The organism is Nocardia arthritidis NBRC 100137 (assembly GCF_001612765.1).
GTDB lineage: Bacteria > Actinomycetota > Actinomycetes > Mycobacteriales > Mycobacteriaceae > Nocardia > Nocardia arthritidis.
The window spans coordinates 1-23,319 of sequence record NZ_BDBB01000034.1 but is presented as its reverse complement, the minus strand read 5'-3'; the positions used below and the strand labels follow the sequence as shown (position 1 = coordinate 23,319).

The window sequence follows — 23,319 nt, the reverse complement described above, 5'->3', positions numbered from 1 at the left end:
GTCAGTTCAGCGGCGCCGAGCGCCACCAGCGCAGCGCTTCGTCGATGGTGGTGTGGGCGAAGCCGTCGGTGTACATCAGGTACTGGGTCCGATCCGGGTCGCCGGTGAACGCGGTGACCATCTTGGCGCCCTCGTCGACATACTTGTAATTGGTGTAGGTCTTCCCGCCGTTGGTGTCGCTGGACTTGGTGGCCGACGCGGGCAGCGTCTTCAGCACCGCCTGGACGTCGGCCGGGGTCTTGTAGACGTAGATGCGGTAGTACGGATCATCGTTGTTGCCGCCCTTGAAGCAGCGCCACTGCGCGGCCCAGTCGCCGAAGTCAGGGTCGCCCTTGGACGGCGAGGGCGGCGAGCTGGGCGAGGCCAGCCAGCACTCCGCACCGTTGTACCCGACGTCCTCGGTCTGGGAGGCGGGCACCATCCGCGGGAATTCCGCGCTGATCGACTCCGGCGTCGCGTCGACGAGGTTCGGCTTCACCGCCGACGTGGTCGTGGTGCCGGCGTTGTTCGAGCCCGAATCGGAGACGGCGCCGATGATGCCGAGTACCACCAGGATCAACACGACCACGCCCACCGCGAGACCGACGATCAGCCCGGTGTTCTTCTTCGGCGGCGGCGGGGCCGACGGGTGGAGGTGCGCGCCGTGCGGGGGCGCCGGTGGGGCGGCGAAGCCGGAGAACCCGGATTGCTGCTGGCTGTAGGGGTTGATGGCGGTCGGTTGCGGCGCGGGACCGGTCTGCGGCCGCGAGTTCACCACCGGCGCGGGCGGCGGAGTCGCCGGTACGGCCGAAGCGGCGAGCGCATTCGGTCCGCTGGTGTGTGGAGTGTGCGCCTGCTGACCAAGGCCGCTGGCGTAGTGGCCCTGCGCCACCGGGTACGGCGAGCCGGTCGTCGGGATCTGCGGCCCGGTCGTCGGGCGCGGCCCCGCGGTCGGGTGCGGCGGACCGGTGACCGGACGTGGACCGCCCACCACCGGCATCGACGGCGCGCTCGAACCGGTCAGCGCCTGTTTGGCGGCCGCTGCGAATTCCGCGCAGCTGCCGTACCGGTCGTCGGGCCGCTTGGCCATCGCCCTGGCCAGGACGCCGTCCAGCGCGAAAGGCAACCCCGCCCGGACGCCGCTCAGCGCGGGCGGCGCTCCCTGCAGATGTCCCTGGATCACCGCGGCGGGGTTCGTCGCGGAGAACGGGCCGGTGCCGGTGAACAGCCAGAACAGCGAGCAGGCCAGCGAGTACTGGTCGGAGCGGTGGTCGAGCGAGGCGCCGGTGAGCTGCTCGGGAGAGGCGTAGGCGAGCGTCGCGGTGAAGGTACCGGTCTGGGTGAGATGACCGGTGTCGTCACGCAGCCGCGCGATGCCGAAGTCGGTGAGATACACCCGCTCGCCGCGACCTGCGGTGGAGCGGGCCAGCAGGATGTTGGCGGGCTTCACGTCACGGTGCAGCACCCCGTTGCCGTGCGCGTAGTCCAGCGCGTCGGCGGTCTCCTTGATGATCTGCACCGCGCGTTCGGGCGGCAGCGACTTCGGTTCCACCGAGGCGGCGTCGATACCGTCGACGTACTGCATCGAAATCCACAGCTGCTCGTCGTCGAGCCCGCGGTCGTAGACCGTGACGATGTTCGGGTGATCGAGCTGGGCGACCAGGTCCGCCTCCCGTTCGAACCGCGCCCGCACCTCCTTGTCGAAGAACATCTCCCGATTCAGCAGCTTCAGCGCGGTCATCCGCGGCAGCCGCGGATGTTTCGCCAGATAGACCGAGCCCATGCCACCACGGCCGAGTTGCCGCTCGATGACATAGCCGGCGAAAACGTCACCGCTGGCCAGCATGACTGCTCCACTTCCCGCCGCCCGCCGGGACCCACCGGCGAACAGGCGTACAGCATAAGAATGCGTGGCCGGAATAAGCCCGACCACGGAAAACATCGAAACCATAGCAGTAGTCGCGCGCCGCCTATCGCTCGTCGAGCATGGCGACGTGCGGGCGATCGACGTGCGCCGGACCGCCCGGCGGTGGCCGGGGGTCCGGAGGTTGCTGGTGCTGTCGCACCGCGGATCCCGGGCGCATGGGCAAGTTCGGCAACTCGATCAGGCCGGGGTGAACGGGACGGCGCGGCGGCAGGAAACTCGGCAGCGGCCGAGAGCTTTCCGGCTGCCTCGAGCGTTGCTGCGGCGGGGGCGCGGCTGTGCGGTACGTCGGCTCGGCCGCGCGCCCATCGGCGTGGATGGCGTGCGGCGGCGCCGTCCAGTGGCCGGCGGGGTGCACGCCGAGCGCATGTTTCGCCGCGGCGGCGAACTCGGCGCAACTGGCGAATCGGTCCGCGGGCCGCTTGGCCATCGCGCGAGCCAGCACCGGATCCAGCGCGGGCGGCAATGCGGGGCGCACCCGGCTCGGTGCCGGGATGGGTGCGTACAGATGGTTGTTCACCACGGCCGCGGGGTTGGCACCGGGATACGGGGGCGCGCCGGTGAGCATCCAGAACAGCGTGCACGCCAGCGAGTACTGATCGGCACGATCGTCCAGCGGCTGTCCGATCAGCTGTTCCGGAGCGCCGAAGGCGAGTGTCGCGGTGATCGTGCCCGAGGAGCCGATCGTGGACTCCGCGCCACGGATGCCCGCGATCCCGAAATCGGTGAGCAGCACCCGCTCCGGCTGTCCGATCGGCGCTTTCGCCAGCAGGATGTTGGCCGGTTTCACATCACGGTGCAGTACCTGGTTGGCATGCGCGAAATCCAGCGCCGCGGCGGTATCGGCGACGATCTGCACCGCGCGGCCGGGCGCGAGTACGTCGACATCCGCGCAGGAGGCGTCCGCGCCGGGCACGTACTGCATGGAGATCCACAGCTGCCGATGCTCGGCGCCGCGATCGAACACCGTGACGATGTTCGGGTGGTCCAGGCCCGCGACCAGATCGGCCTCGCGCTCGAAGCGGCGGCGGATGCCGGTGTCGGCGTAGAGCTCCCGCTCGAGCAGCTTCAGAGCCGTCAGCCGGGGCAGCCTAGGGTGCTGGGCCAGGTACACGGTGCCCATACCGCCCCGGCCGAGGACGCGTTTGATGACGTAGCCCGCGAAGACATCGCCGGTCTGCAACACCGCTACACCCCCTTCTCGAGTCGAGCGCGCGAACACTACCCATGTATCTCGACGAGCCATGGGGACGCAACAGTCGCGGCGCAACTTCGATTGTCGTCGGTAGCTGCCAGTATGGTGGCCCGCATGCGCATTGGAGCACACGTCCGGCTCGACAGCGACCCGATCGGCTTCGGGGAGAAACTCGGCGCCGACGTCATCCAGATGTTCGTGGTCGATCCGCAGAGCTGGGACAAACCCACCCCGCATCCGCGGACCGAGGAGATTCTCGCCAGCCCGATCGAGGTGGTGGTGCACTCCTCCTATCAGATCAACGTCGCGAGCCTGAACAACCGATTGCGCATGCCGTCCCGCAACGCGGTGGCGCAGCAGGCGAAGGCGGCCGCCGAACTCGGCGCGTTCGGCCTCGTGGTGCACGGCGGGCACGTGCGCTCCGACGCCGAGCTGGAGACCGGGATCGACAACTGGCGCAAATTGTTCGAGCGCCAGCAGGACAAGGGCGGATTCGCGGTGCCGATCCTGATCGAGAACACCGCGGGCGGCAATCACGCCATGGCCAGGCATTTCGATTCCATCGCCCGGTTGTGGGACGCGGTCGGCGAGTACGGCGCGGGCTTCTGCTTGGACACCTGCCACGCCTGGGCGGGTGGTGAGGAACTGATCGGCGTCGTCGACCGGATCAAGGCGATCACCGGGCGGATCGACCTGGTGCACCTGAACTCCTCGCGCGATGAGTTCAACTCCGGCGCCGACCGCCACGCCAACTTCGCCGACGGCACCATCGATCCGCAATTGCTCGCCGAAGTGTGCCGGACGGCAGACGCGCCGGTGGTCCTGGAAACCCCGGGAGACGGCCTCGCGGAGGATCTGGCGTACTTGCGCGAGCACTGTGTTTGATTGGCAGCGCCTGCGGCGCTGCGAACGGCGCTCGGAAGACTCGCACCCGTCGGGGGCGGGTCTGCTCGGTGGTCGCGGATTCGCTTGCTCGGTCGCGCGCTGAGCCGCATACGGTGTGCGCCGTGTTCAGGGGACGGCGGCTCCGTTTCGCATGCCCTGTTTGCGATCAGCACGACGAAAACCCTGGTCAGCGGGGTGGTCTCGGTGATGTGCTCGAGGGAGCAGTAACCGATCTCGACAGCGAAGGTGATCTCATGACGGTCGCACCCGCCACCCCATCCACCGCCGTGGTGACCAAGCTCGGCGCCCGCATCGGCGCGCGCCTCGACAACGTCCGGCTCGGCGGCGATCTGGATCCGGTCACCGTCGAGCTGATCCGTCAGGCACTGCTGGAGCACAAGGTGATCTTCTTCCGCGGGCAGGATCACCTCACCGAGCACGCGCAGTACGAGTTCGCCGAGCTGCTCGGCTCGCCGACCACGCCGCATCCGACGGTCACCTCGCACGGTGTGAAGAGTCTGGCGATCGATTCCGAGCACGGCCGCGCCAACAGCTGGCACACCGACGTCAGCTTCGTCGACCGCATCCCGAAGGCGTCCATCTTGCGCGCGGTGCGGCTGCCCTCCTACGGCGGCGCCACCACCTGGGCCTCCACCGTCGCGGCCTACGAGTCGCTGCCGGAGCCGCTCGAGCGGCTCGCCGAATCCCTGCGCGCCGTGCACACCAACATCTACGACTACGCCCGCGTCGAGGAGACGCCGCGTCCCGACACGGCCGCCTACCGGGCGGAGTTCGAGTCCACCTACTACGAGACCGAGCACCCGGTGGTGCGCGTGCACCCGGAGACCGGGGAGCGGGCGCTGTTGCTCGGTCACTTCGTCAAGCATTTCGTCGGGCTGTCCAGCACGGAGTCGCACGCGCTGTTCCGGCTGTTCCAGGACCGGGTGACCCGGCTGGAGAACACCGTCCGCTGGAACTGGGCGCCGGGCGACGTCGCCATCTGGGACAACCGCGCCACACAGCACTACGCCATCGACGACTACGACGATCAGCCGCGCAAGCTGACCCGCATCACGCTCGCCGGCGACGTCCCGGTCGGCGTCGACGGCTCGACGAGCACCAGCATCGCGGGCAACGCCGAGCACTACTCGATCATCGAAGACACGCAGCCGCTCGCGTCCTGAGCGAGGACTCCGCATGGTTGCCGGGACTGCCGGCTGTCGAGGGGCCATGCGGTGTCTTCGGGTTCCAGTACGGGCAGTTTCCGCTGTCGCCGGAGTTCTCCGGGCCGTGAACACGCGGCGCCGCAAAACCAACACGGCACCTCATGGTCCAGACTGGTTGCCATGAGTATTCGGCCGCTGGACGGGGTACGCGTCCTGGAACTCGGCAATTACATAGCCGCGCCGACCGCCGGGCGCATCCTCGGTGACTTCGGCGCCGAGGTGATCAAGGTGGAACGCCCGAAAGCGGGCGACGAGCTGCGCAACTGGCGGCTCTACGGCGGCGACACCTCGATGCTCTACCGGACGATCAACCGCAACAAGAAGTCGATCACGCTGGACCTGCGCACCGAGGCGGGGCGCGGGATCGTGCTCGACCTGGTCCGCCGTTGCGACGTGCTGCTGGAGAACTTCCGGCCCGGCATGCTGGAGAAGTGGGGCCTGGGCCCCGAGGTGCTGAACGAGGCGAACCCGGACCTGGTGATCACCAGGATCTCCGCCTACGGGCAGACCGGGCCGCTGTCGGAGCGTCCCGGGTTCGCGGCGGTGGCCGAGGCGGTCGGCGGGCTGCGTGAACTGGTGGGCGATCCGGACCGTCCCCCCGTGCGCACCGGCGTCTCGATCGGCGACTCGATCGCGGGCATCTACGCCGCGTTCGGCACCGTGATGGCGCTGTTCCAGCGCGAGCGCCGCGCCGAGCCGGACGCGCCGGTCCCGCTGCGGGAGCGGGTGATCGACGTGGCGCTCAACGAGGCGATCCTGTCGGTGATGGAGTCGCTGGTGCCGGACTATCTCGCCTACGGCATCCAGCGTGAACGCGTCGGCGGCCGGATGGAGGGCATCGCGCCGAGCAACGCCTACCCGTGCGCGGACGGCACCAGCATCATCATCGGCGGCAACGGCGACGCCATCTTCCAGCGCTACATGGCGGTCATCGAGCGGCCCGATCTGGCCGCGGACCCGGAACTCCAGGACAACGCGGGCCGTTGGCGCCACCGCGAGCGGCTGGACGCGGCGATCGGCGAGTGGACGGTCCGGCACACCCGCGCCGAGGCGCTGAAATTGCTCGACGCCGCCGCGATTCCGTGCGGACCGATCTACACCGCGGCCGACATCGTGGCCGATGAGCAGTATCGGGCCCGCAATATGATCCAGCCGTTCGCCGTGGATGTCGGCGCGCCGGAGCCGAAGGTCGTCGGCTTTCCCGGCATCGTCCCGGTGATCGGCGATCAGTCCCTGCCCATCCGGACCGTCGGCCCCGACCTGGGTGAGCACACCCGGGAGGTGCTGTCCGGTCTGCTCGGCCTGAGCGAGGCCGAGATCGACGCGTTGGAGGCGCGATGAGCACGCAGCCGCACGACCGGAGGCGTCCGAAGGGACGCGGCGCGCGGGAGCTGCTCTCGCCGGGTACCAGCAGGCCCGCCGTCCAGCCGAATCCGACCGGGGCGGGCGAGAAGCCCTGGGGCGGGGTGATGTGCGGTCACCACCGGGCTCGGGAGCAGCGATGACCGCGCCGGTGCTGCGCGATGTCACATTGCGCGACGGGCTGCAATTGACCGGCAAACTGCTGCCCGTGCAGCGCAAGGTGGACATCGTGCGCCGCCTGCTCGCGCTCGGGGTGCCCGCGCTGGAGATCGGCTCGATGGCGCGCCCGGACCTGGTCGCGCCGATGGCGAACACCATGGAACTGGTCGCCGCGTTGACGCCGGAGGAACTGCGCCGCTGCTGGGTGTGGGTGGCGACCCCGCGCCATGTCGAGAAGGCCGCCGCGGCGGGCGTGCGCAATTTCCAGTACTGCTTCTCGGCCTCCGACGCGCACAACCGGGCGAACATCGGGCGCGACACCGCCGACAGCGTCGCCGCCATGCCGGACGCGGTGCGGCTGGCCCGCGAGGCGGGCGGGTCGATCCAGCTCTGCTTGGCGACGGCTTTCACCTGCCCGTTCGACGGCCCGGTCGACCCGGAGCGGGTGCTGGCCATCGCCCGGGACCCGCGCACCGAGGGCGCGGACGACATCGTCCTGGCCGACACGCTCGGTCAAGCCCATCCCGGCGAGGTCGCCGCGCTGGTCGCCGCGGTCCGGGAGCGCACGCCACCGCGCCGCGTGGTCTTCCACGGTCACGACACCTGGGGAATGGGTGTGGCCAACACCCTCGCCGCGGTCGCGGCCGGCGCGGACATGGTCGACGGCGCGCTCGGCGGACTCGGCGGCTGCCCCTTCGCTCCCGGCGCGAGCGGCAACACGGCCTCCGAGGACATCCTCTTCGCCACCAGACCGGACTGGTTCACCCCCGCCACGCTGGCCGCGTTGGTGAACATGTCGGAGGAGCTACTGGCCGAACTCGGCGAACCCAATCGCTCGCGCGCCCTCGAAGGCGCCCGCTCGAAAGCCGCGGCCTTCGAGTGGGTGGTCGGCGGAAAATCGGAGTAGTCCCGACCGGCCACCTCGGGCACAGTCGGCCATTGCGCACCCAGCGCGGCCAACCCTCCCGTCCCGTCCGGCTCGCATCCGGGCGACACGGAACACCCGGCCCCGCAGGCACTGGAAAAACGAACACAGGGTCTTCCCTGATGGCGTGGGGCCGCGAAGCCGGTAAGACTGGACGGCATGACTTCCCAAGCCTTGGGCGCCGACATCGCCGACCTGGCGGCATCGAACGATGTCGCGGCCCACGCTATCGAACTGACCAAGGTCTACGGATCGGGTGACACCCAGGTCAGGGCATTGGACGGAGTGTCGGCCGAGTTCGCGAAGGGAGAGTTCACCGCGATCATGGGCCCATCCGGATCGGGCAAGTCGACCCTCATGCACTGCCTGGCGGGGCTGGACAGCGCCAGTTCGGGCACCGTCCGCATCGGCGACACCGACCTGACCAGTCTGTCCGACAAGCAGATGACGCGCCTGCGCCGGGACCGGATCGGCTTCGTCTTCCAGGCGTTCAACCTGGTGCCGACGCTGACGGCGCTGGAGAACATCACATTGCCGCTGGACATCGCGGGGCGCAAGCCCGACCAGGAGTGGCTGGACACCGTGCTGAAGCGGCTCGGGCTGAGCGATCGGCTCACCCATCGTCCCAGTGAGCTGTCCGGCGGACAGCAGCAGCGGGTGGCCTGCGCCCGTGCGCTCGCGGGCAAGCCGGAGATCATCTTCGGCGACGAGCCGACCGGCAACCTGGACTCCCGCGCCTCGGAGGAGGTGCTGTCGATCCTGCGCGCCGCGGTGGACGAGTTCGGGCAGACGGTCGTCATCGTCACCCACGAACCGCATGCGGCCGGGTTCGCCGACCGGGTGGTGTTCCTGGCCGACGGACGCATCGTCGACGAGATGCGCGATCCGACCGCCGAAACCGTGCTCGACCGGATGAAAGCGCTGGACCAAGCGTGAGCGGGCGTTCGCGGGAGAATCGGGGGCGGGCGTGATGGCCGGAAGTCCGATGCGCAAAGTCGCGCTGCGCAATCTCGCCGCGCACAAGGTGCGCCTCGCGCTGACCCTGTTGTCGGTGGTGCTCGGCACCGCGTTCATCGCGGGTTCGTTCGTGTTCACCGACACGCTGCAGAGCACTTTCGACGGGATCTTCGCCAACGAGGCGAAGGGCGTCGACGTCCGGGTGAGTCCGAAGGAGCGCCAAGCGCAGGGCGTGCCCAACAACGTGGTGGACGAGCTGGTGAAGTATCCGGGCGTGCGCACGGTCGCGCCGAGCGTGAACGGACCGGTGGTCCTGCTCGATCCGGCGGGCAAGAAAGCGGTGCAGACCGGCGGGGCGCCGACGTTGGGCAAGTCGTACCTGCCACCGGAGAAGGCCGTCGCGGAGCCGGAGAAGTTCCTGCAGGGCGTCCCGCCCGCCCGGCCCGGCGAGATCGCGCTCAATACCGGCGGAGCCGAGCGGGCCGGGCTGAAGATCGGTGACCGGACCAAGGTCCTCATCCCCTCCCAGCCCGATCCCATCGATGTGACCCTCACCGGCATCTACGAAGTCCCGTCCGACACCGGCGGCTTCATCGGGGTGCTGTTCGACGACACGCAGGCGCGCAAGTTGTTCACCGACGGCTTGCACGTCGCCTACGTGGACCTCGCCGCCACCGGCATCCCCGGGGACGAACTGCGCGACAATCTCGCGCAAGAGCTGACCGGCTACAAGGTGCAGAACGGCGACCAGGTGCGTGCGGACCTGAAGAAGGAAGTCTCCAACGCGCTGAACTTCATCAATTACTTCCTGCTCGCCTTCGGCGCGATCGCACTGATCGTGGGCACGTTCATCATCTACAACACGTTCTCGATGATCGTCGCGCAACGGCTGCGGGAGCTGGCGCTGCTGCGCGCGGTCGGCGCGAGCAGGCAGCAGGTCGGCACGTCGGTGGTGGCGGAGGCATTCGTCATCGGATTGATCGGCAGTGTGATCGGCCTGGCGGGCGGTGTCGGGCTGGCGTTCGGATTGTCGGCGGTGCTCAACGCCTTCGACCTCGGGTTGCCGACCGGCTCGATGGCGGTGCGGCCGCGCACCATCGCGGTGGGACTGCTGGTCGGTCTCGCGGTGACGATGGTGAGCGCCTACGCGCCCGCCCGCCGCGCCTCGCGGATTCCGCCGGTGCAGGCCATGCGCGAAGAGTTCGCGTCGGCGGGGGAGTCGCTGCGTCTGCGCACGATCTGCGGAGCGGTGCTCGCCGTGCTCGGCGCTGGGTTCGTCGTGCTCGGTGCGCAGCGCACCGGCGGCACGGCGGCCGCGACGGTCGGTGTCGGCGCGCTCGGGCTGATCTTCGCGGTGCTGCTCGCCGCGCCGGCGCTGTCGCGGCCGCTGGTCGGTGGGCTCGGTGCGCTGGTGCGTCCGTTCGGACCGATCGGGCGGATGGCGCGCAACAACGCCTCACGCAATCCTCGCCGCACCGCCGCCACGGCGTTCGCGCTCACCCTGGGACTGATGCTCGTCTCGGCGATCGGCATGCTGGGCGCCTCGGCGAAAGCCAGCGTCGGTGTGCTGGTCGACAAAGGCGTGCGAGCCGACTACGTGCTGGCGGGACCGCAATTGCTCGGCGTGCCGTTCGGCGCGGCCGATGCGGCGCGCACCGAGGTGCCGGGTGTGGAGCAAGCGGTGGGGATGCGGGGCGCGGGCTTCAAGCTCGGCGATGAGCAGGTGTTCGCCTCGTCGCCGGACGGTCCGCTGGCCGGCGTGCTGAACTACGAGATCGTGCGCGGCAGCGACACTCTGGGCGCCAGGGACGTGCTGGTGTCGGAGGACGAGGCCGGTGACCGGGGATGGAAGGTCGGCGACCAGGTGACCCCGACCAGTGTGGACGGCAAGAAGGTTCCGCTCACCGTGACCGGTGTGTACAAGAAGAACCCGCTGCTCGGTCCGATGGTGGTGTCGCAGACGGTCTACGACGAGGTCGTCCCGCTCAACTTCCGGACCAACTTCCTGGTGCTGCTCAAGGCGCAGCCGGGCGCGAACCTCACCCAGATGCGTGCCGACCTGGAGAAGGCCACCGAGCAGTTCGTGGTGGTGCAGGTGCAGGACCGCGAGGAGTTCAAAGGCGCGCAGGGCAAGCAGATCAACACACTGCTGGCCATCCTGTACGGCCTGCTCGCCTTGGCGGTGGTGATCGCGATCCTCGGCATCGTCAACACGCTCGCGCTGTCGGTGGTGGAGCGACGCAGGGAGATCGGCATGCTGCGCGCGGTCGGTATGCAGCGCGCCCAGGTGCGCCGGACGATCTACCTGGAGTCGATGCTGATCGCGGTGTTCGGCGCGATCGTCGGCATGCTGCTCGGGCTGGGGCTCGGCGTCGGGTTCCTGCGCACGCTGCGTGATTTCGGCCTCGACCAGATCGCCGTCCCGTGGGGTCAGCTGGTGCTGGTCCTGATCAGCTCGGCGGTCGTCGGGGTGCTGGCCGCCCTCTGGCCGGGGGTCCGGGCGGCGCGCACGCCGCCACTGGCGGCCATCGCCGACCTCTGAACGGCTCGTGCGGCGCACGTCCATCGTGCGCCGCACGCGTCGGCGGAGCTGATGATGAACATCGCGTGATAGGTGAGGGATCTGCCGGTCGGTGGCAGGCGCCGGTACTCGCCCGGGTGTTGCCTGGTGACGAAGACGACTTCGTCCCCTCGCCGATCACATCCTCGATCGGCCGGAACCGCGACCGATGCGGGACTCCACCGCGATGATCGGTAACGGCATCAGGGATCAGTTCCCTTCGCGCGGGCATCAGACGGCGGTAGATCGCCGCATCACCGCTCCGCCTACCCGGTGACACCATTGCCAACGATCCCCCGGCCGGGCGGCATGAATCGCGAGTTCACTTGTGTCGCAAGTGAACTCGATCCTCGGCGTGCCGGTGTCTGTCCCGTCACATCTTGCTGAAGTTGTCGGTTTCGTAGCGTTAGGTTAAACGGAGGTTACCACTCCACTTAATTCTCGGTAAACGGCCTGATGCAACGGGGAAGGAGGCCGCGATGGTCGCTGTGGACTTCGGTGCCGGACTGGAGTTCGCGCCGGGCGAGGCAGTCGAACGGGTGCGGGCGGCCGTACGCGGTCGCGGCGGCGAGGCGGTCGGGCAGCTCGTCCTCATCACGGTGCTCTACCTCGGCTATCGCGCGGGACGGCTGGTCACCGCCGACGACACCGGGCGTGCGGTGGTCAACGCGCACGGTCTGCTCGGCTTCGAAAGGCGGCTCGGCCTGCTGGACGAGCGCACGGTTCAGGCGTTGTTCCTCGACCGCGAGTTCCTCGCCGTTCCGGCCAACTTCTACTACGCCAGTGCGCATTTCACCGTAGCCGTCGGGGTCCTGTTGTGGCTGTGGGTATTTCGCCCGGGTCACTATCGCTGGACCAGGAACCTCATGGTGGCGCTGACCGGCGCCGCGCTAGCGGTGCACATACTGGTCCCGCTCGCACCGCCGCGCATGCTGCCCGATCAAGGCTTCATCGATCTGGCCGCGCGGTACGGCCAATCCGTCTACGGCGACGCCGATTCCGGCGGGCTTTCCAATCAATTCGCGGCCATGCCCTCGCTGCACGTCGGCTGGGCGCTGCTGCTCGGGGTGGCGGTGGTCGCCGCGACTCGCACGCCGTGGCGCTGGCTCGCGCTGGCCCATCCGGTGCTGACCACGGTCGTGGTCGTGGGCACCGCCAACCACTATTGGCTGGACACGATGGTCGCTGTCGGATTGCTGGCGGTGTCCGCCGCCTTGCATCCCTTCGTGGTCCCCGCGGCGGCCACCGCCTGGGGCGTGATGGGTCCTGTCTCGAAGAAACCCGTTCCGAACCGCTCGTAGTGGTTGCGCACACGCCCGGCGGCGCTGCCCGGAAAAGCTCGCCGCGGCGCGTACGATCGCAGAGCCGTCCTGTTCGCCCGCCCGGACAAGGAGTTGCCATGGAGCCGATGACGATCCCGAATCTGCTGTCCTGGCTTGCGATCCAGGTGTTCTCCCTGCTGGGGGGATTCCCGGGGGGTTACCCCGGCTGACCCGTTCCGGCCGCGGCTTCCGCGCCCTTCGCCCCGCTGACCGTCGTCGCGGTGTGGAAGCCGATTCAGTGGTGGGCGGCGTTGGCGTGCGCCCAGGCCTGGACGTCGCCGCGATCGAGAGCCAGCGCCAGTAGCTCCGGGAATTTATCGGGCGTGCAGGCGAAGGCCGGGATGCCCAGCGCGGCGAGGGCCGCGGCGTTGTCGTGATCGAAGGCGGGCGCGCCGTCGTCGGAGAGCGCGAGCAGCACGACGACCTGCACGCCGGACTCCCGCATCGAGCGGACGCGGCGCAGCATCTCGTCGCGGATGCCGCCCTCGTAGAGGTCGGAGATCAGAACGAACAACGTGTCGGCCGGGCGGGTGACCAGGGACCGGCAGTAGGCGAGAGCCCGGTTGATGTCGGTGCCGCCGCCCAGTTGCGTGCCGAACAGCACCTCCACCGGGTCGTCGAGTTTGTCGGTCAGATCGACGATTTCGGTATCGAAGACCACCATCGAGGTGCGCAGCGACCGCATCGAGGCGAGCACCGCGCCGAACACCGACGCGTACACGACGCTGGCGGCCATCGAACCGGACTGATCGATGGCCAGCACCACATCGCGCCGCACCGCCTGGGCCTTGCGGCCGTAGCCGACCAGGCGTTCGGGGACCACGGTGCGATGCTCGGGCAGATAGGTGGCGAGGTTCTTGCGAATCGTGCGATCCCAATCGATATCCCGCAATCTCGGCCGGGTGACGCGGGCAGCGCGGTTCAGCGCACCGGATACCGCGGCGACGGTCTGCGCCGCGACGCGCTGCTCGATCTCCCGCACCACTTTCTCCACCACCATGCGCGCGGTCGCCTTGGTGGTCTCGGGCATCACCCGGTTCAGGCTCAGCAGGGTGCCGACCAGGTGCACGTCGGGCTCCACCGCCTCGAGCAATTCCGGCTCCAACAGCAACTGGGTGAGGTCGAGCCGTTCCACGGCGTCGCGCTGCATGACCTCGACGACGGCGGCGGGGAAGTAGCTGCGAATGTCGCCGAGCCAGCGGGCCACCCGCGGGGCCGAGCCCTGCAAACCGCCGGTGCGCTTGCCGGGCGAGGGCTCGTCATCGGTGTTGTACAGCGCCGACAGCGCCCGGTCCATGGCCGCGTCCGTGCCGGAGCCCAGCCCGCCCAGTCCTTCCTCCGCGGCCGCGCCGAGCACCAATCGCCATCGCCGAGACTGTGCTTCGTCGGTCATGCCCTGGCCTCCCCGATGCGAGCGAGGACTCCGCAGCCGTCTCGCCGCGCTGCCTGATCACTCATGCTCTGACCTTCCCGGCGGGGCCAGGGGTACTCGGTGGTTGGGCAGCGCCGCCGCCTCAGGTCCTGACCTCTCATACCGTCACCCCCAAGATCTCCGCCGCGGTGCGCACCGCGGCTGTGGCCCGGTCCACGTCGATGCCCGCGACGGCCGACGCGGCGGCGACCGATCCGCCGTCGCGGACCGCCTGCCCGATCGCGCGGCGCTCACCCGATTCGAACGCGCCGAACGTGCGGCGCAGCAGCGGCAGGGTTTCCACGAATGTGTCGTCACCGAGGCCGCGCAGCCAGTCGTCGATGAGCCGCAGCAGTTCCCGATCGTGCACGAGCAACAGGCCGCGACCGCCGAGAAACCCGTCGATCCACGCCGCCTTGGCCGCGGCGGTGGCGCCCACCGAGAGCGCCGCGGAGAGTCTGCGCGCGGATTCGGCGTCGTCGATGCGGCCGGCGTCGGCGAGCAAACGAACGGAACGTCCCACCAGCGCGCCGTGCACGTCGTCGCGGTCGGCGACGCGGCGCAGCGCGGCCAGCCACTCGCCGGTGGCCCAGCCGTCGTCCCTGGTGCGGATGGCGGTGTGCGCCGCGTCCAGGAGACCGCGCAACTCGGTGGCGGCGTCGGTGTCCAGTCCGGTGACCGCCGCGGGCAGGCCCGCGCAGATGCGCACCAGCAGCCCGTCGGCGACATGGCCCAGCGCCTTGGTGTCGGTGCCGCGCACATCGCCGTAACGCAGCGTCCGGATCAGGCCGGGCAGCGCGGCCAGCAGGTGGGTGACGTCGTGGTCGAGCGCCGCGGTGGTCTCCAGCCGGGCGATCAATCCGTCCGTGGCGCCGCCGAGGTCGGCCAGCAGCGCGACTTCCAGCGCGGTGGTCAGTTCGCCGACCGAGCGGTCGGCGCGGCTCGCGGTGTCGAGGATCTTCGACTCCGCAGCGCTGCGGATGGTGGTGCCCCAGCGCGAGGCCTCGATGATCGAGATCGCGTACTCGGGATGCCATTGCAGCGTCCAGGTCTCCCGGAAGGTGCCCGTGCTGCGGACCTCGCTGGTGGTGAGCGCGCCCCACTCGATGTCCAGGACCCGCAGCCGGTGCAACAGACGCGACCGCTCGACCTCGCGTTGCTTGCGCAGATCCAGGTCGACGGTGCGGATCGAGGGCTCCTGCTTCATCCGCAGCGATCGGATGGTGGCGCGCAGGTCCGCGTCCAGCGGCACGGTCGGCGTCTGCTCGGAAACGGCGCCGAGCGCCTCGCCGACGACGAGTTCACCGATCACCAACCGCAGCATCGTCTCGTCTCCGCCGCACAGCACCGACCGCGTGGCCTCGGTGACCTCCGACAGACCGGCGAGCGGGCGGCCGCGCAACGCGGCGAGGGTGTCGGCGAGCCGGACGGCTTCGATGACGTGCGCGCTGGAGACGGGCAGGTCGTGGGCGCGCAGCACGCCGGCCACCTTGGTCAGCCAGCGGGCGATCGGCCGCTCGGTCGCGGTGAACAGATGGTGATACCAGCCAGGGGAGGTGACCCCCGCGCCGTAACCGGAGGACGTGGACAGCCGCGAATGTGTCCACGGCACCCAGGTGAGCCGGGCTTTGGTCTTCGGCAGACCTTTGAGCAACCGGGCGTCGGGCGCGGCGGGACCGAGCGCGCCGGTGAGCGCGGGCGCGTGCCACGCACCGCACACCACCGCCAGCCTCCTCGCTCCGTCCTTGACCGCTTTGCGCATCGTCTGGCGCATATGGGCTTCGCGCCGCAGCGTGTGGGCGTCGACCACGAGTGGTTCGGGTGGTGATTCGCGCGACGGCGATTCGGCAACCGCTTCCGCGACCGAATCGGGCTCCGGCTCCGAATCGTCCGCGAGGTCACCGGTGAGTTCGACCGCTGGCGGCTTGCGGACGGTCTGGACGTCCTCGCCGTTGGACGGGTGTTCGTTCGCGTCCGGGGGGCCGGTTTCCGGCATCATGTCGCCTTGCCGATCCGTGTGCTCGACGGATTCGCGCAGCGCGCCCATCGCCTCGGTGATCGCCTCGAACGCGTCGGCGTCCGGCACGGTTTCGACGACGGCGTCCCACCAGCGTTCGGCGTCGTCGTAGCCGCCCGCCTCGGCGAGCGCGGCCAGCGGATCGAACCGGTCGCCGGGCTCGTCCTCGGTCGCGAGCGTGACGGTGGCGGGCAGATCACAGAACCGCACGGGGACGTCGTTGTCCACGGCGTAGCGCAGCGCCTGCCATTCGGGGGAGAACACCGCGTAGGGCCAGAACGCGGCCTTGGCGGGCGCGTCGGGGACGTAGGCCAGCAGCGCGACCGGCGGGGACATGCCTTCGGCGGCGACGAAGCCCACCAGCGGATCAGCGTCCGCGGGCCCCTCGATGAGAATCATGTCGGGCCGGAAGGCCGCCAAGGCCAGCCGCAGTGAGCGCGCCGATCCCGGACCATGGTGGCGGATGCCGAAAACCCTGGTCGTCGCGAGGCTTTCGGTGCCGGAGGTCACCCGCTGACCTCACGGCAGGCGCGGTAGAAATCCGCCCAGTCGGGGCGCTCGCGGACCACGGCCTCCAGGTACTCGGTCCACACCACCGCATCGGCCACCGGATCCTTGATCACCGAGCCGAGCACCGCGCCCGCGATGTCGGAGGCGCGCAGCACGCCGTCGCCGAAGTGCGCCGAAAGCGCGATCCCGTTGGTGATCACCGAAATCGCCTCGGCCGTGGACAGCGTTCCGGACGGCGACTTGAGCTTGGTCCGGCCATCGGCGGTACTGCCGGAGCGCAACTCGCGGAAGACCCGCACCACCCGCCGCACCTCTTCGGCCGCCGCGGGCACGGTGGGCAGTTCCAGTGCGGCGCCGAGCTGCTCGACCCGCCTGCTGACGATGGCGACCTCCTCGTCCTCGCTCGCGGGCAACGGCAGCACCACCGTGTTGAACCGGCGGCGCAGCGCGGAGGACAACTCGTTCACCCCGCGGTCGCGGTCGTTGGCGGTGGCGATGACGTTGAAGCCCTTGGCGGCCTGCACCTCCATGCCGAGTTCGGGCACCGGCAAGGTCTTCTCGGACAGGATGGTGATCAGCGCGTCCTGCACGTCCGACGGGATGCGGGTGAGCTCTTCTAGCCGGGCGATGGAGCCCGCCCGCATGGCCGTGAGCACCGGCGACGGTACCAGCGCCGCCTCGCTCGGCCCCTCCGCGAGCAGCCGTGCGTAGTTCCAGCCGTAGCGAATGGCCTCCTCGGCCGTGCCCGAGGTGCCCTGCACCAGCAGCGTCGACGCACCGCTGATGGCGGCGGAAAGATGTTCCGACACCCAGGTCTTGGCGGTGCCCGGCACACCGAGCAGCAGCAGCGCCCGGTCGGTGGCCAGCGTCGCGACCGCCACCTCCATGAGCCTGCGCGGGCCGACGTACTTGGGGGTGATCACCGTGCCGTCGGGGAGGGAGCCGCCGAGCAGGTAGGTGACCACCGCCCAGGGCGACAGTCGCCAGGACGGCGGGCGGGGCCGGTCGTCGGCGGCGGCGAGGGCACGCAGCTCGTCGGCGTAAGCCTGTTCGGCGTGGGGGCGCAGCAGATTCGGCGCGGGGTCGATGGTGGTCACTGCAGCTCCTCGAGCATCATCGAGCGGTGGTTGAGGTCATGGGCGAGCTGGTCGAAGGCCCGCTCCCAAGCGGGATCGTCGCATCGACGGGCCACCGCGGTCAGTGTGCCCGCGGCGGCGACGGGAAGGTGCACCGCGGCCGCGGCGAGCAGTGACCGGTGCGCGTTCGGTGCGGCGCCGTGCGTCTCGGGACGTCGCGCCGCCGCCCGCGCCCGCTCGAACAGCAGCAGGACCACGTGCTGGGCCAGCGCTTCCGGCCACGGATGTCCCATCGCGGGCAGCAGCGCCTCGATCTCGGAGAGCCACGAGCCGTCCAGCCGCGTCAGGTGCGCGGTCCGATCCGGCAGCGGCAGCAGCGCGAACAGCTCTCGCCTGCGCAGCATCGCCAGGTCGGTGGGCACACCCGCTTCGAACAGCGCCTGTGCCCACGCCGAATCGTGCTGCGCCAGCGCGGCATCCACCCAGCCGTCGAAGATCGGTTGCCGGAACCGGTCGTCGATCGTGGCGCGCACCGCCTGCTGCGGCGTGCCGAGCACACGGGCCCAGTGGGCGAGCGGGGTGGCGGCGACCACCTGCCGGAGCCGAGCCGCGGATACGTCGGGCGCGCCGTTCCAGCGGTAGGCGAATTCGGTCGTGCGGTCGGTGATCCCATCGCGCTGCGCGGCTGCGTCGAGCGTATCCGGCAGCCTGAGCAGCACATTCGTGTGCAGCATTCGGTGCTCGGCGCGGATCCACGCGCTCGCCCGCTCGCGCATCCGCTGGGTGAACGCCGATTCCGGCAGCAGGGCGAGCAGTCCGGCGGCGGTGCGGCGCACGTCCGCGCGCCGGTCGTCCAGCGCCGCTTCCAACAGTGGCTCGTCGTCCGGGCCGAGCCGGTCGGCGAGCACGGCCAGCAGCTCGGCCTTCAGCGGCCCGGTTTCCTTCGGCCACGCCGCGGTCAGTTCCGCCCTGGCGGCGCCCGCGTCGTCGCGCCGGAGTTCGGCGAGCCAGTCGCGGCGCTCGGGTGGCCGGCCGAACAGCCAGGTGTCGGCGGAGCGCTCGGAGGCGGTGGACGGCCGCCGGACCAGGTCGCGCCAGTCCGGATGCCGGGCCGCCAGCCAGCTGCCGCGAGCGCCCGCGAGCCGGAGCAGCGGCTCCCGCAAGGTGGCGTTGATCTTCGCGTGCTCGAGCAGTTGCTCGCAGAGCGCGTCCGGCGCCCGGTAATCGTGCGGCCGCGCCGCGTCGAACCACTCGGGAAGAAATGCCGAGCGCTCCCGCAGCATGCGGGACAGACGTGCCGCCGCGGGGCGCGGCAGCGACGGGCGCGGATCGTCCGCCGCGGGCTCGGGTGCGGCCGCGGTGGCAGGTTCGATGCCGCCACGGCGGAAAAGGTCGTGCAGCGCGGCTGTTTCGAGTAACCGCACCGCGGGATCGCTCGCTGACCGTTTCGCCGCGTGCGCGATCGACGGCGCGAGCGCGGCGAGATCCGGCGTACGGCGCGCGGTGCCCAGCAGCGCGACGGAGGTGAGGTCCGCGCTGCCGGTCGACCCGGCGGGCGGATGAGACGCTTCGGATCCGAAGGTCTCGGCGCGCACCAGGTCGACGACCTCACCGGCGGTGAACACCGAAATCGGCTCCAGTCCGTCGGCGCTCCACTCGCCGACCACGGTCACCGGATGACCACCGGAGACGGCCAGCAGTGTCCACGGTTGCTCGCCCGGCCGGATCGGCAGCGCCGTGCCGTCGGATTCGGTGACGTACCAGCCTTGTTCGGTGCGGGCTGGAACCACGTCGGCCAGCAGCATCGGCCAGGAACGCAACCACGGATCGGCGCCCAGCGCCGACGCGTGCGCGGCCAGCGCGGCGGCGATCGTAGCGGGCCTGTCGGCGGCGGGCAGCGTGGTGAAAGGTTCGGCGGCGCTGTGCCGTTCCCCCCACAGCGCCCGCAGCGGCGCGGCGCCCGGATAGAAATGCAGCTGCGCGTCGGCCATCTGCCCGAGCGCGGGAACGTCGGCGGGGAAGCCGGGGGACCCGAAGGAATGGTCGACCACCAGCGCCCAGCGCCTGCTTGCCCTCCCGTACAGCCAGGTTCGCCGGGTGTAGAGGCGCTCGTCCTCGGTGATCCGCGACCCGAACACCATCCATCGGTCGCGCACCGGAGGCTCGGCGCGCACCGCCTCGGCCGGGTTGGGATAGCCGACGTGGGTTCGGATGCCGGCGCGCAGCGCGGGCGCTACCGAGTCGAGCTGCCGGTGCGCGACGATCAGCAGGTGCATCCGCGCGTACTCGCGCAGCACCACATCGGGCCAGTCGGTTCTGGTGGCGATGACGGCCGGGAGCCTGCGCAGGGCGGAGGCGAGGCCGGGGGCCTGCGCGTCGACCATTCTGGCGGCCACGGCCTCGAAGGCGTGATACGAGCGATCGGCCTGCGCGAGCCCGGTGCGTACCTGATCAGCGAGCCAGATGTCGAGTTCCTCCAAGCCGGCCGTCACCCGCACCCGCCGCTGTTCGGCGGTGGCCGGGTTGGCGGTGCGCGGCCGGTCCGCGGTCGCGGTGGCCCGCGCCGCACGGCCGCCGATCCACGACGCCGCGTAGTCGGCGGTCTCGGGAACGGCGGCGACCTCGCCCGCTGCCCAGCGCAGCAACAGCGACAGCGCGTGTTTACAGGGGAACTTGCGGCTCGGGCAGGAGCACCGATATGCCGGGCCGGACAGGTCGACGATCGTCTGATACGGCGTGGCGCCGCTGCCCTGGCACTGCCCCCACAGCGCCGTGCCGTGCTGACCGCAGCCGCGCCAGCGGCTCACCAGCTTGCGGGCCGCCGACAGCGAATTCGCGTCCGGTGCCAGCGCCGTGACCTGGTCTTCGGTCCACGGCGTCGTCATCGGGAGGCTCCAGCTCGGTGGTGGCTCATCGCCTTCCTTCGTTGCTCGGTTGACCGGATTTCTACCGCAGCGCACCGACAAGTGCCGCCACCGGTGTCCGGCCGCGCACGGAACGGCCTGTCCCGGCGCCGTATTCGCCACCCGGACGAATCTTGCGCTGATCGTGGCGCTCTGGCATTCTGTCCTGTTCGGCTCGACCGAGCCACCCGGAACGGGTGTTGACACCATCGAGCTGCCCGCCGGGGTTGGCGAGGGGTGGACATCGAGACGCGGCGCAGGCGTTTCGATGACCATATCCATCCCCGCGGGCAGATTCGCCTGGGTGCGGTGGGCGATCCCGATGCCATCGGGTAGCGTTTCGCACAGCTTTCGACAGGCGCCGCGCACGGGGTCGGAGGACGTGTGGCGGCTCGATGGTGGAGGGGATTTTTCGCATGCGCCTGGATCCCGACGCTGTCCAGGCCGCCGGCTCCGCGGACGCGCCGCCCCGGCTCTCGGAGGTGGTAACCCGGCGCCTCGCCGAGGATCCAGCGGTCACGCCCTCGATCACGCGGACCGTGCTGCGCGCCCTCGGTGCCGCCGAATCAAACGGCGCGGCAACGGCATTCGATCACTCCGGGATCTTCCTGAGCGCCATCCGGGTGTGCGGTTTCCGCGGCATAGGTCCCGAGACGACGCTAGAGCTGCCGCCGGGTCCGGGTCTCACCCTCGTGGTCGGCCGCAACGGCAGCGGTAAATCCAGTTTCGCCGAGGCCGCCGAATTGGCCCTGACCGGCGGGAATCGCCGGTGGGACGGGCGATCGGCGGCCTGGCGGGAAGGCTGGCGCAACCTGCACGACGGCACGGCCGTGCGGATCGAGCTGGAGATGCTCACCGCCGGTGGCACGCCCCGGCTCACCATCACCAAGGAATGGGCGCCCGACGCCGACCTGCCGGACGCGCACTGGACCCAGCGGTATCCGCCCGCGGCGCCCACGGATTTCGACATGGACCGGTGGACGGCCCAGCTCGAGCTCTACCGCCCCTTCCTGTCCTACAGCGAACTCGGCGCGCTGGTGGACGGGAAGCCGAGTGATCTGTTCGACGCGCTGCACCAGCTGCTGGGCCTGGACGAACTCACCCTGGCGCAGGAACGGATCCGGACGCGCCGCCTGGAACTGGAACGCGCCGTGCGGGATTCGCGTCAGGAACGACTGGAATTGCTGGAACTGCTGGCGTCGGTGGCCGACGACCGCGCGATCCGGGTGGCCGGGTTGCTGCGGCCCGCTCAACCCGATCTCGCCGCGGTGGGTCGCGAAGTGCTGGGCGTGGTGGACGATCCGGCCGGACCGGACGGCTTGCGCGCGATCGTGCGGCTCGCGCTGCCCGACGACGCCGAAGTCGACGCGGTGGCCACCCGGCTGGAAGCGTGTGGCGCGGCCCTCGCCGAGGGCACGACCGCGGACGCCGAATCCGATCTGCGCCTGCTCGAGCTGCTGCGCACAGCGCGCGAGCACCAGGCGGCGAGCGGAGCTTGTCCGTGCCCGGTGTGTGGCCGTGGCGCATTGGACGAGACGTGGGTGCGCGAGACCGATGCCGCCATCGAGCAACTCGCCGCCCGGGTGGACGCGCTCACCACCGCCCGCATCGAACTCGGCGACGCCGTGCGCGCCGCGCGGGCGCTTCCCGACCTCGTGCCCGCCGAACTGGATTTCGACCCGCGCAACCCTCCGTCGGTCGACACCACGGCGGTGCGCGAGGCCTGGGCCGAGTGGGCCGCGCTGACCACCACCGAATACACCCCGGACCTGCCCGGCAGGCTGCGCAGCGCGCACGCGCGGCTGGTCGACGAGCTCGACCTGCTGCAGAAAGGCACGCGCAAGGAACTCGACCGCCTGGACGAGGTGTGGACGCCGCTGGTGCCGCGGATCGTGGCCTGGCTGGAGGGCGCGCGCGAGGTGGCCGCGCACGCGGCGGAGCTACGCACGGTGAAGAAGGCCGAGGACTGGCTGAAGTCGGCCACCGCTGGCCTGCGCGGCGAGCGCATGACGCCGCTGGAGACGACGGCCCGATGGGTGTGGCGCACCCTGCGGCAGCAGAGCAACGTCGAACTGGGCGCTATCCGCTTGCAGGGCAACGCGGGCACCGCGCGCCGCGTACTGCTCGACGTCACCGTGGACGAGGTGGACGGGGCAGCCCTCGGCGTGATGAGCCAAGGCGAGTTGCACGCGCTCGGTCTGTCGCTGTTCCTGCCGCGAGCCACGGTGGAGCAGAGCCCGTTCCGCTTCGTCATGATCGACGACCCGGTGCAGGCGATGGACCCGGCCAAGGTGGACGGCTTGGCCCAGGTGCTCGCCACGGTGGCCTGGACCCGCCAGGTGGTGGTCTTCACCCATGACGAGCGCCTCGCCGAGGCGGTGCGGCGGATGCAACTGGACGCGACCGTGCTCGAGGTGCAGCGGCGCGACCGCTCGGTGGTCGAGGTGCGGGTGTCCAGCGATCCGATCCGCCGCTATCTCGACGACGCCCGCGCCTTGGTGCGCACCCCGCAGCTGCCCGCGGCGATCGCCGACGAACTGGTGGCCACGTGCTGCCGTTCCGCGGTGGAGGCGGCCAGCCTGGCGAGGGCGCGGCGCACGCTGCTGTCCGCGGGCATGAATCACCGCGAGGTGGAACGCCACATCGACGCCGCGCAGTCCACCAGGGCGAAGGTGGCACTGGCGGTCTTCGGGGTCGGCAGCAAGGTCGACGACCTGAACAAGAACCTCATCGCGGCGGAAGGACGGTGGGTGGTGGACGCGCTGCGCGATGCCACGGCGGGCGCGCACGTGCCGATCGGACGCGACATGCGCGAGCTGATCGGCGAGACCGAGAAATTCGTCGCGTGGCTGGCCCGGTGAAGCGCCGATGAGCGGGCGGCGTCGGCCGGTCGGCGCACGCCGCGGCC

General features: G+C 70.4%; 15 protein-coding genes. 9 read left to right on the top strand and 6 right to left on the bottom strand.

What is annotated here, in order from left to right:
* Position 1: 1 nt before the first annotated feature.
* Positions 2-1,825, bottom strand: coding sequence for a serine/threonine-protein kinase (locus tag NA8_RS22740; RefSeq protein WP_063052377.1), 1,824 nt, complete (start codon positions 1,823-1,825; stop codon positions 2-4).
* A gap of 124 nt (positions 1,826-1,949) precedes the next feature.
* Complete coding sequence (locus tag NA8_RS22735; protein ID WP_084467019.1) at positions 1,950-3,089, bottom strand: serine/threonine-protein kinase; 1,140 nt, start codon at positions 3,087-3,089, stop codon at positions 1,950-1,952.
* 123 nt (positions 3,090-3,212) lie between these two features.
* Between NA8_RS22735 and NA8_RS22730 the strand changes: the two genes are divergently transcribed.
* From NA8_RS22730 to NA8_RS22700, 8 genes are all read left to right on the top strand, one after another.
* On the top strand, positions 3,213-3,983 hold the full coding sequence (locus tag NA8_RS22730) for a deoxyribonuclease IV (protein WP_063052441.1): 771 nt from the start codon (positions 3,213-3,215) through the stop codon (positions 3,981-3,983).
* 254 nt (positions 3,984-4,237) lie between these two features.
* Complete coding sequence (locus NA8_RS22725; RefSeq protein WP_063052376.1) at positions 4,238-5,167, top strand: TauD/TfdA dioxygenase family protein; 930 nt, start codon at positions 4,238-4,240, stop codon at positions 5,165-5,167.
* Positions 5,168-5,329: 162 nt separating this feature from the next.
* Positions 5,330-6,550, top strand: a complete 1,221-nt coding sequence (locus tag NA8_RS22720; RefSeq protein ID WP_063052375.1) for a CaiB/BaiF CoA transferase family protein — start codon at positions 5,330-5,332, stop codon at positions 6,548-6,550.
* Entirely contained in the window at positions 6,547-6,714 is a 168-nt protein-coding gene (locus NA8_RS33960) for a hypothetical protein (protein WP_157106853.1), read from the top strand. Before NA8_RS22720 ends, NA8_RS33960 begins: the two co-directional genes overlap by 4 nt.
* Complete coding sequence (locus NA8_RS22715) at positions 6,711-7,637, top strand: hydroxymethylglutaryl-CoA lyase (RefSeq protein WP_063052374.1); 927 nt, start codon at positions 6,711-6,713, stop codon at positions 7,635-7,637. Before NA8_RS33960 ends, NA8_RS22715 begins: the two co-directional genes overlap by 4 nt.
* Positions 7,638-7,814: 177 nt before the next feature.
* A complete protein-coding gene (locus NA8_RS22710; RefSeq protein WP_084467018.1) occupies positions 7,815-8,591 on the top strand; it encodes an ABC transporter ATP-binding protein in 777 nt (258 codons plus the stop codon).
* 34 nt (positions 8,592-8,625) lie between these two features.
* On the top strand, positions 8,626-11,154 hold the full coding sequence (locus tag NA8_RS22705) for an ABC transporter permease (protein ID WP_063052373.1): 2,529 nt from the start codon (positions 8,626-8,628) through the stop codon (positions 11,152-11,154).
* A 497-nt stretch (positions 11,155-11,651) separates the two neighbouring features.
* Complete coding sequence (locus NA8_RS22700; RefSeq protein WP_084467017.1) at positions 11,652-12,473, top strand: phosphatase PAP2 family protein; 822 nt, start codon at positions 11,652-11,654, stop codon at positions 12,471-12,473.
* Between the two features lie 256 nt (positions 12,474-12,729).
* On the opposite strand, the gene NA8_RS22695 is transcribed toward NA8_RS22700, so the two are convergent.
* The 4 genes from NA8_RS22695 to NA8_RS22680 form a co-directional block, all read right to left on the bottom strand.
* On the bottom strand, positions 12,730-13,887 hold the full coding sequence (locus NA8_RS22695) for a VWA domain-containing protein (protein WP_063052372.1): 1,158 nt from the start codon (positions 13,885-13,887) through the stop codon (positions 12,730-12,732).
* Positions 13,888-14,023: 136 nt separating this feature from the next.
* On the bottom strand, positions 14,024-16,432 hold the full coding sequence (locus NA8_RS22690) for a DUF5682 family protein (RefSeq protein WP_063052371.1): 2,409 nt from the start codon (positions 16,430-16,432) through the stop codon (positions 14,024-14,026).
* Positions 16,429-17,529: an ATP-binding protein gene (locus NA8_RS22685; protein ID WP_063052370.1), complete on the bottom strand. Its 1,101-nt coding sequence runs from the start codon at positions 17,527-17,529 to the stop codon at positions 16,429-16,431. The genes NA8_RS22690 and NA8_RS22685 overlap by 4 nt, the downstream gene beginning before the upstream one ends.
* Complete coding sequence (locus NA8_RS22680) at positions 17,526-20,393, bottom strand: SWIM zinc finger family protein (protein WP_063052369.1); 2,868 nt, start codon at positions 20,391-20,393, stop codon at positions 17,526-17,528. Before NA8_RS22680 ends, NA8_RS22685 begins: the two co-directional genes overlap by 4 nt.
* 434 nt (positions 20,394-20,827) lie before the next feature.
* On the opposite strand from NA8_RS22680, the gene NA8_RS22675 reads away from it, so the two are divergent.
* Positions 20,828-23,272, top strand: coding sequence for an AAA family ATPase (locus NA8_RS22675; RefSeq protein ID WP_063052368.1), 2,445 nt, complete (start codon positions 20,828-20,830; stop codon positions 23,270-23,272).
* The last annotated feature ends 47 nt before the right edge of the window (positions 23,273-23,319 follow it).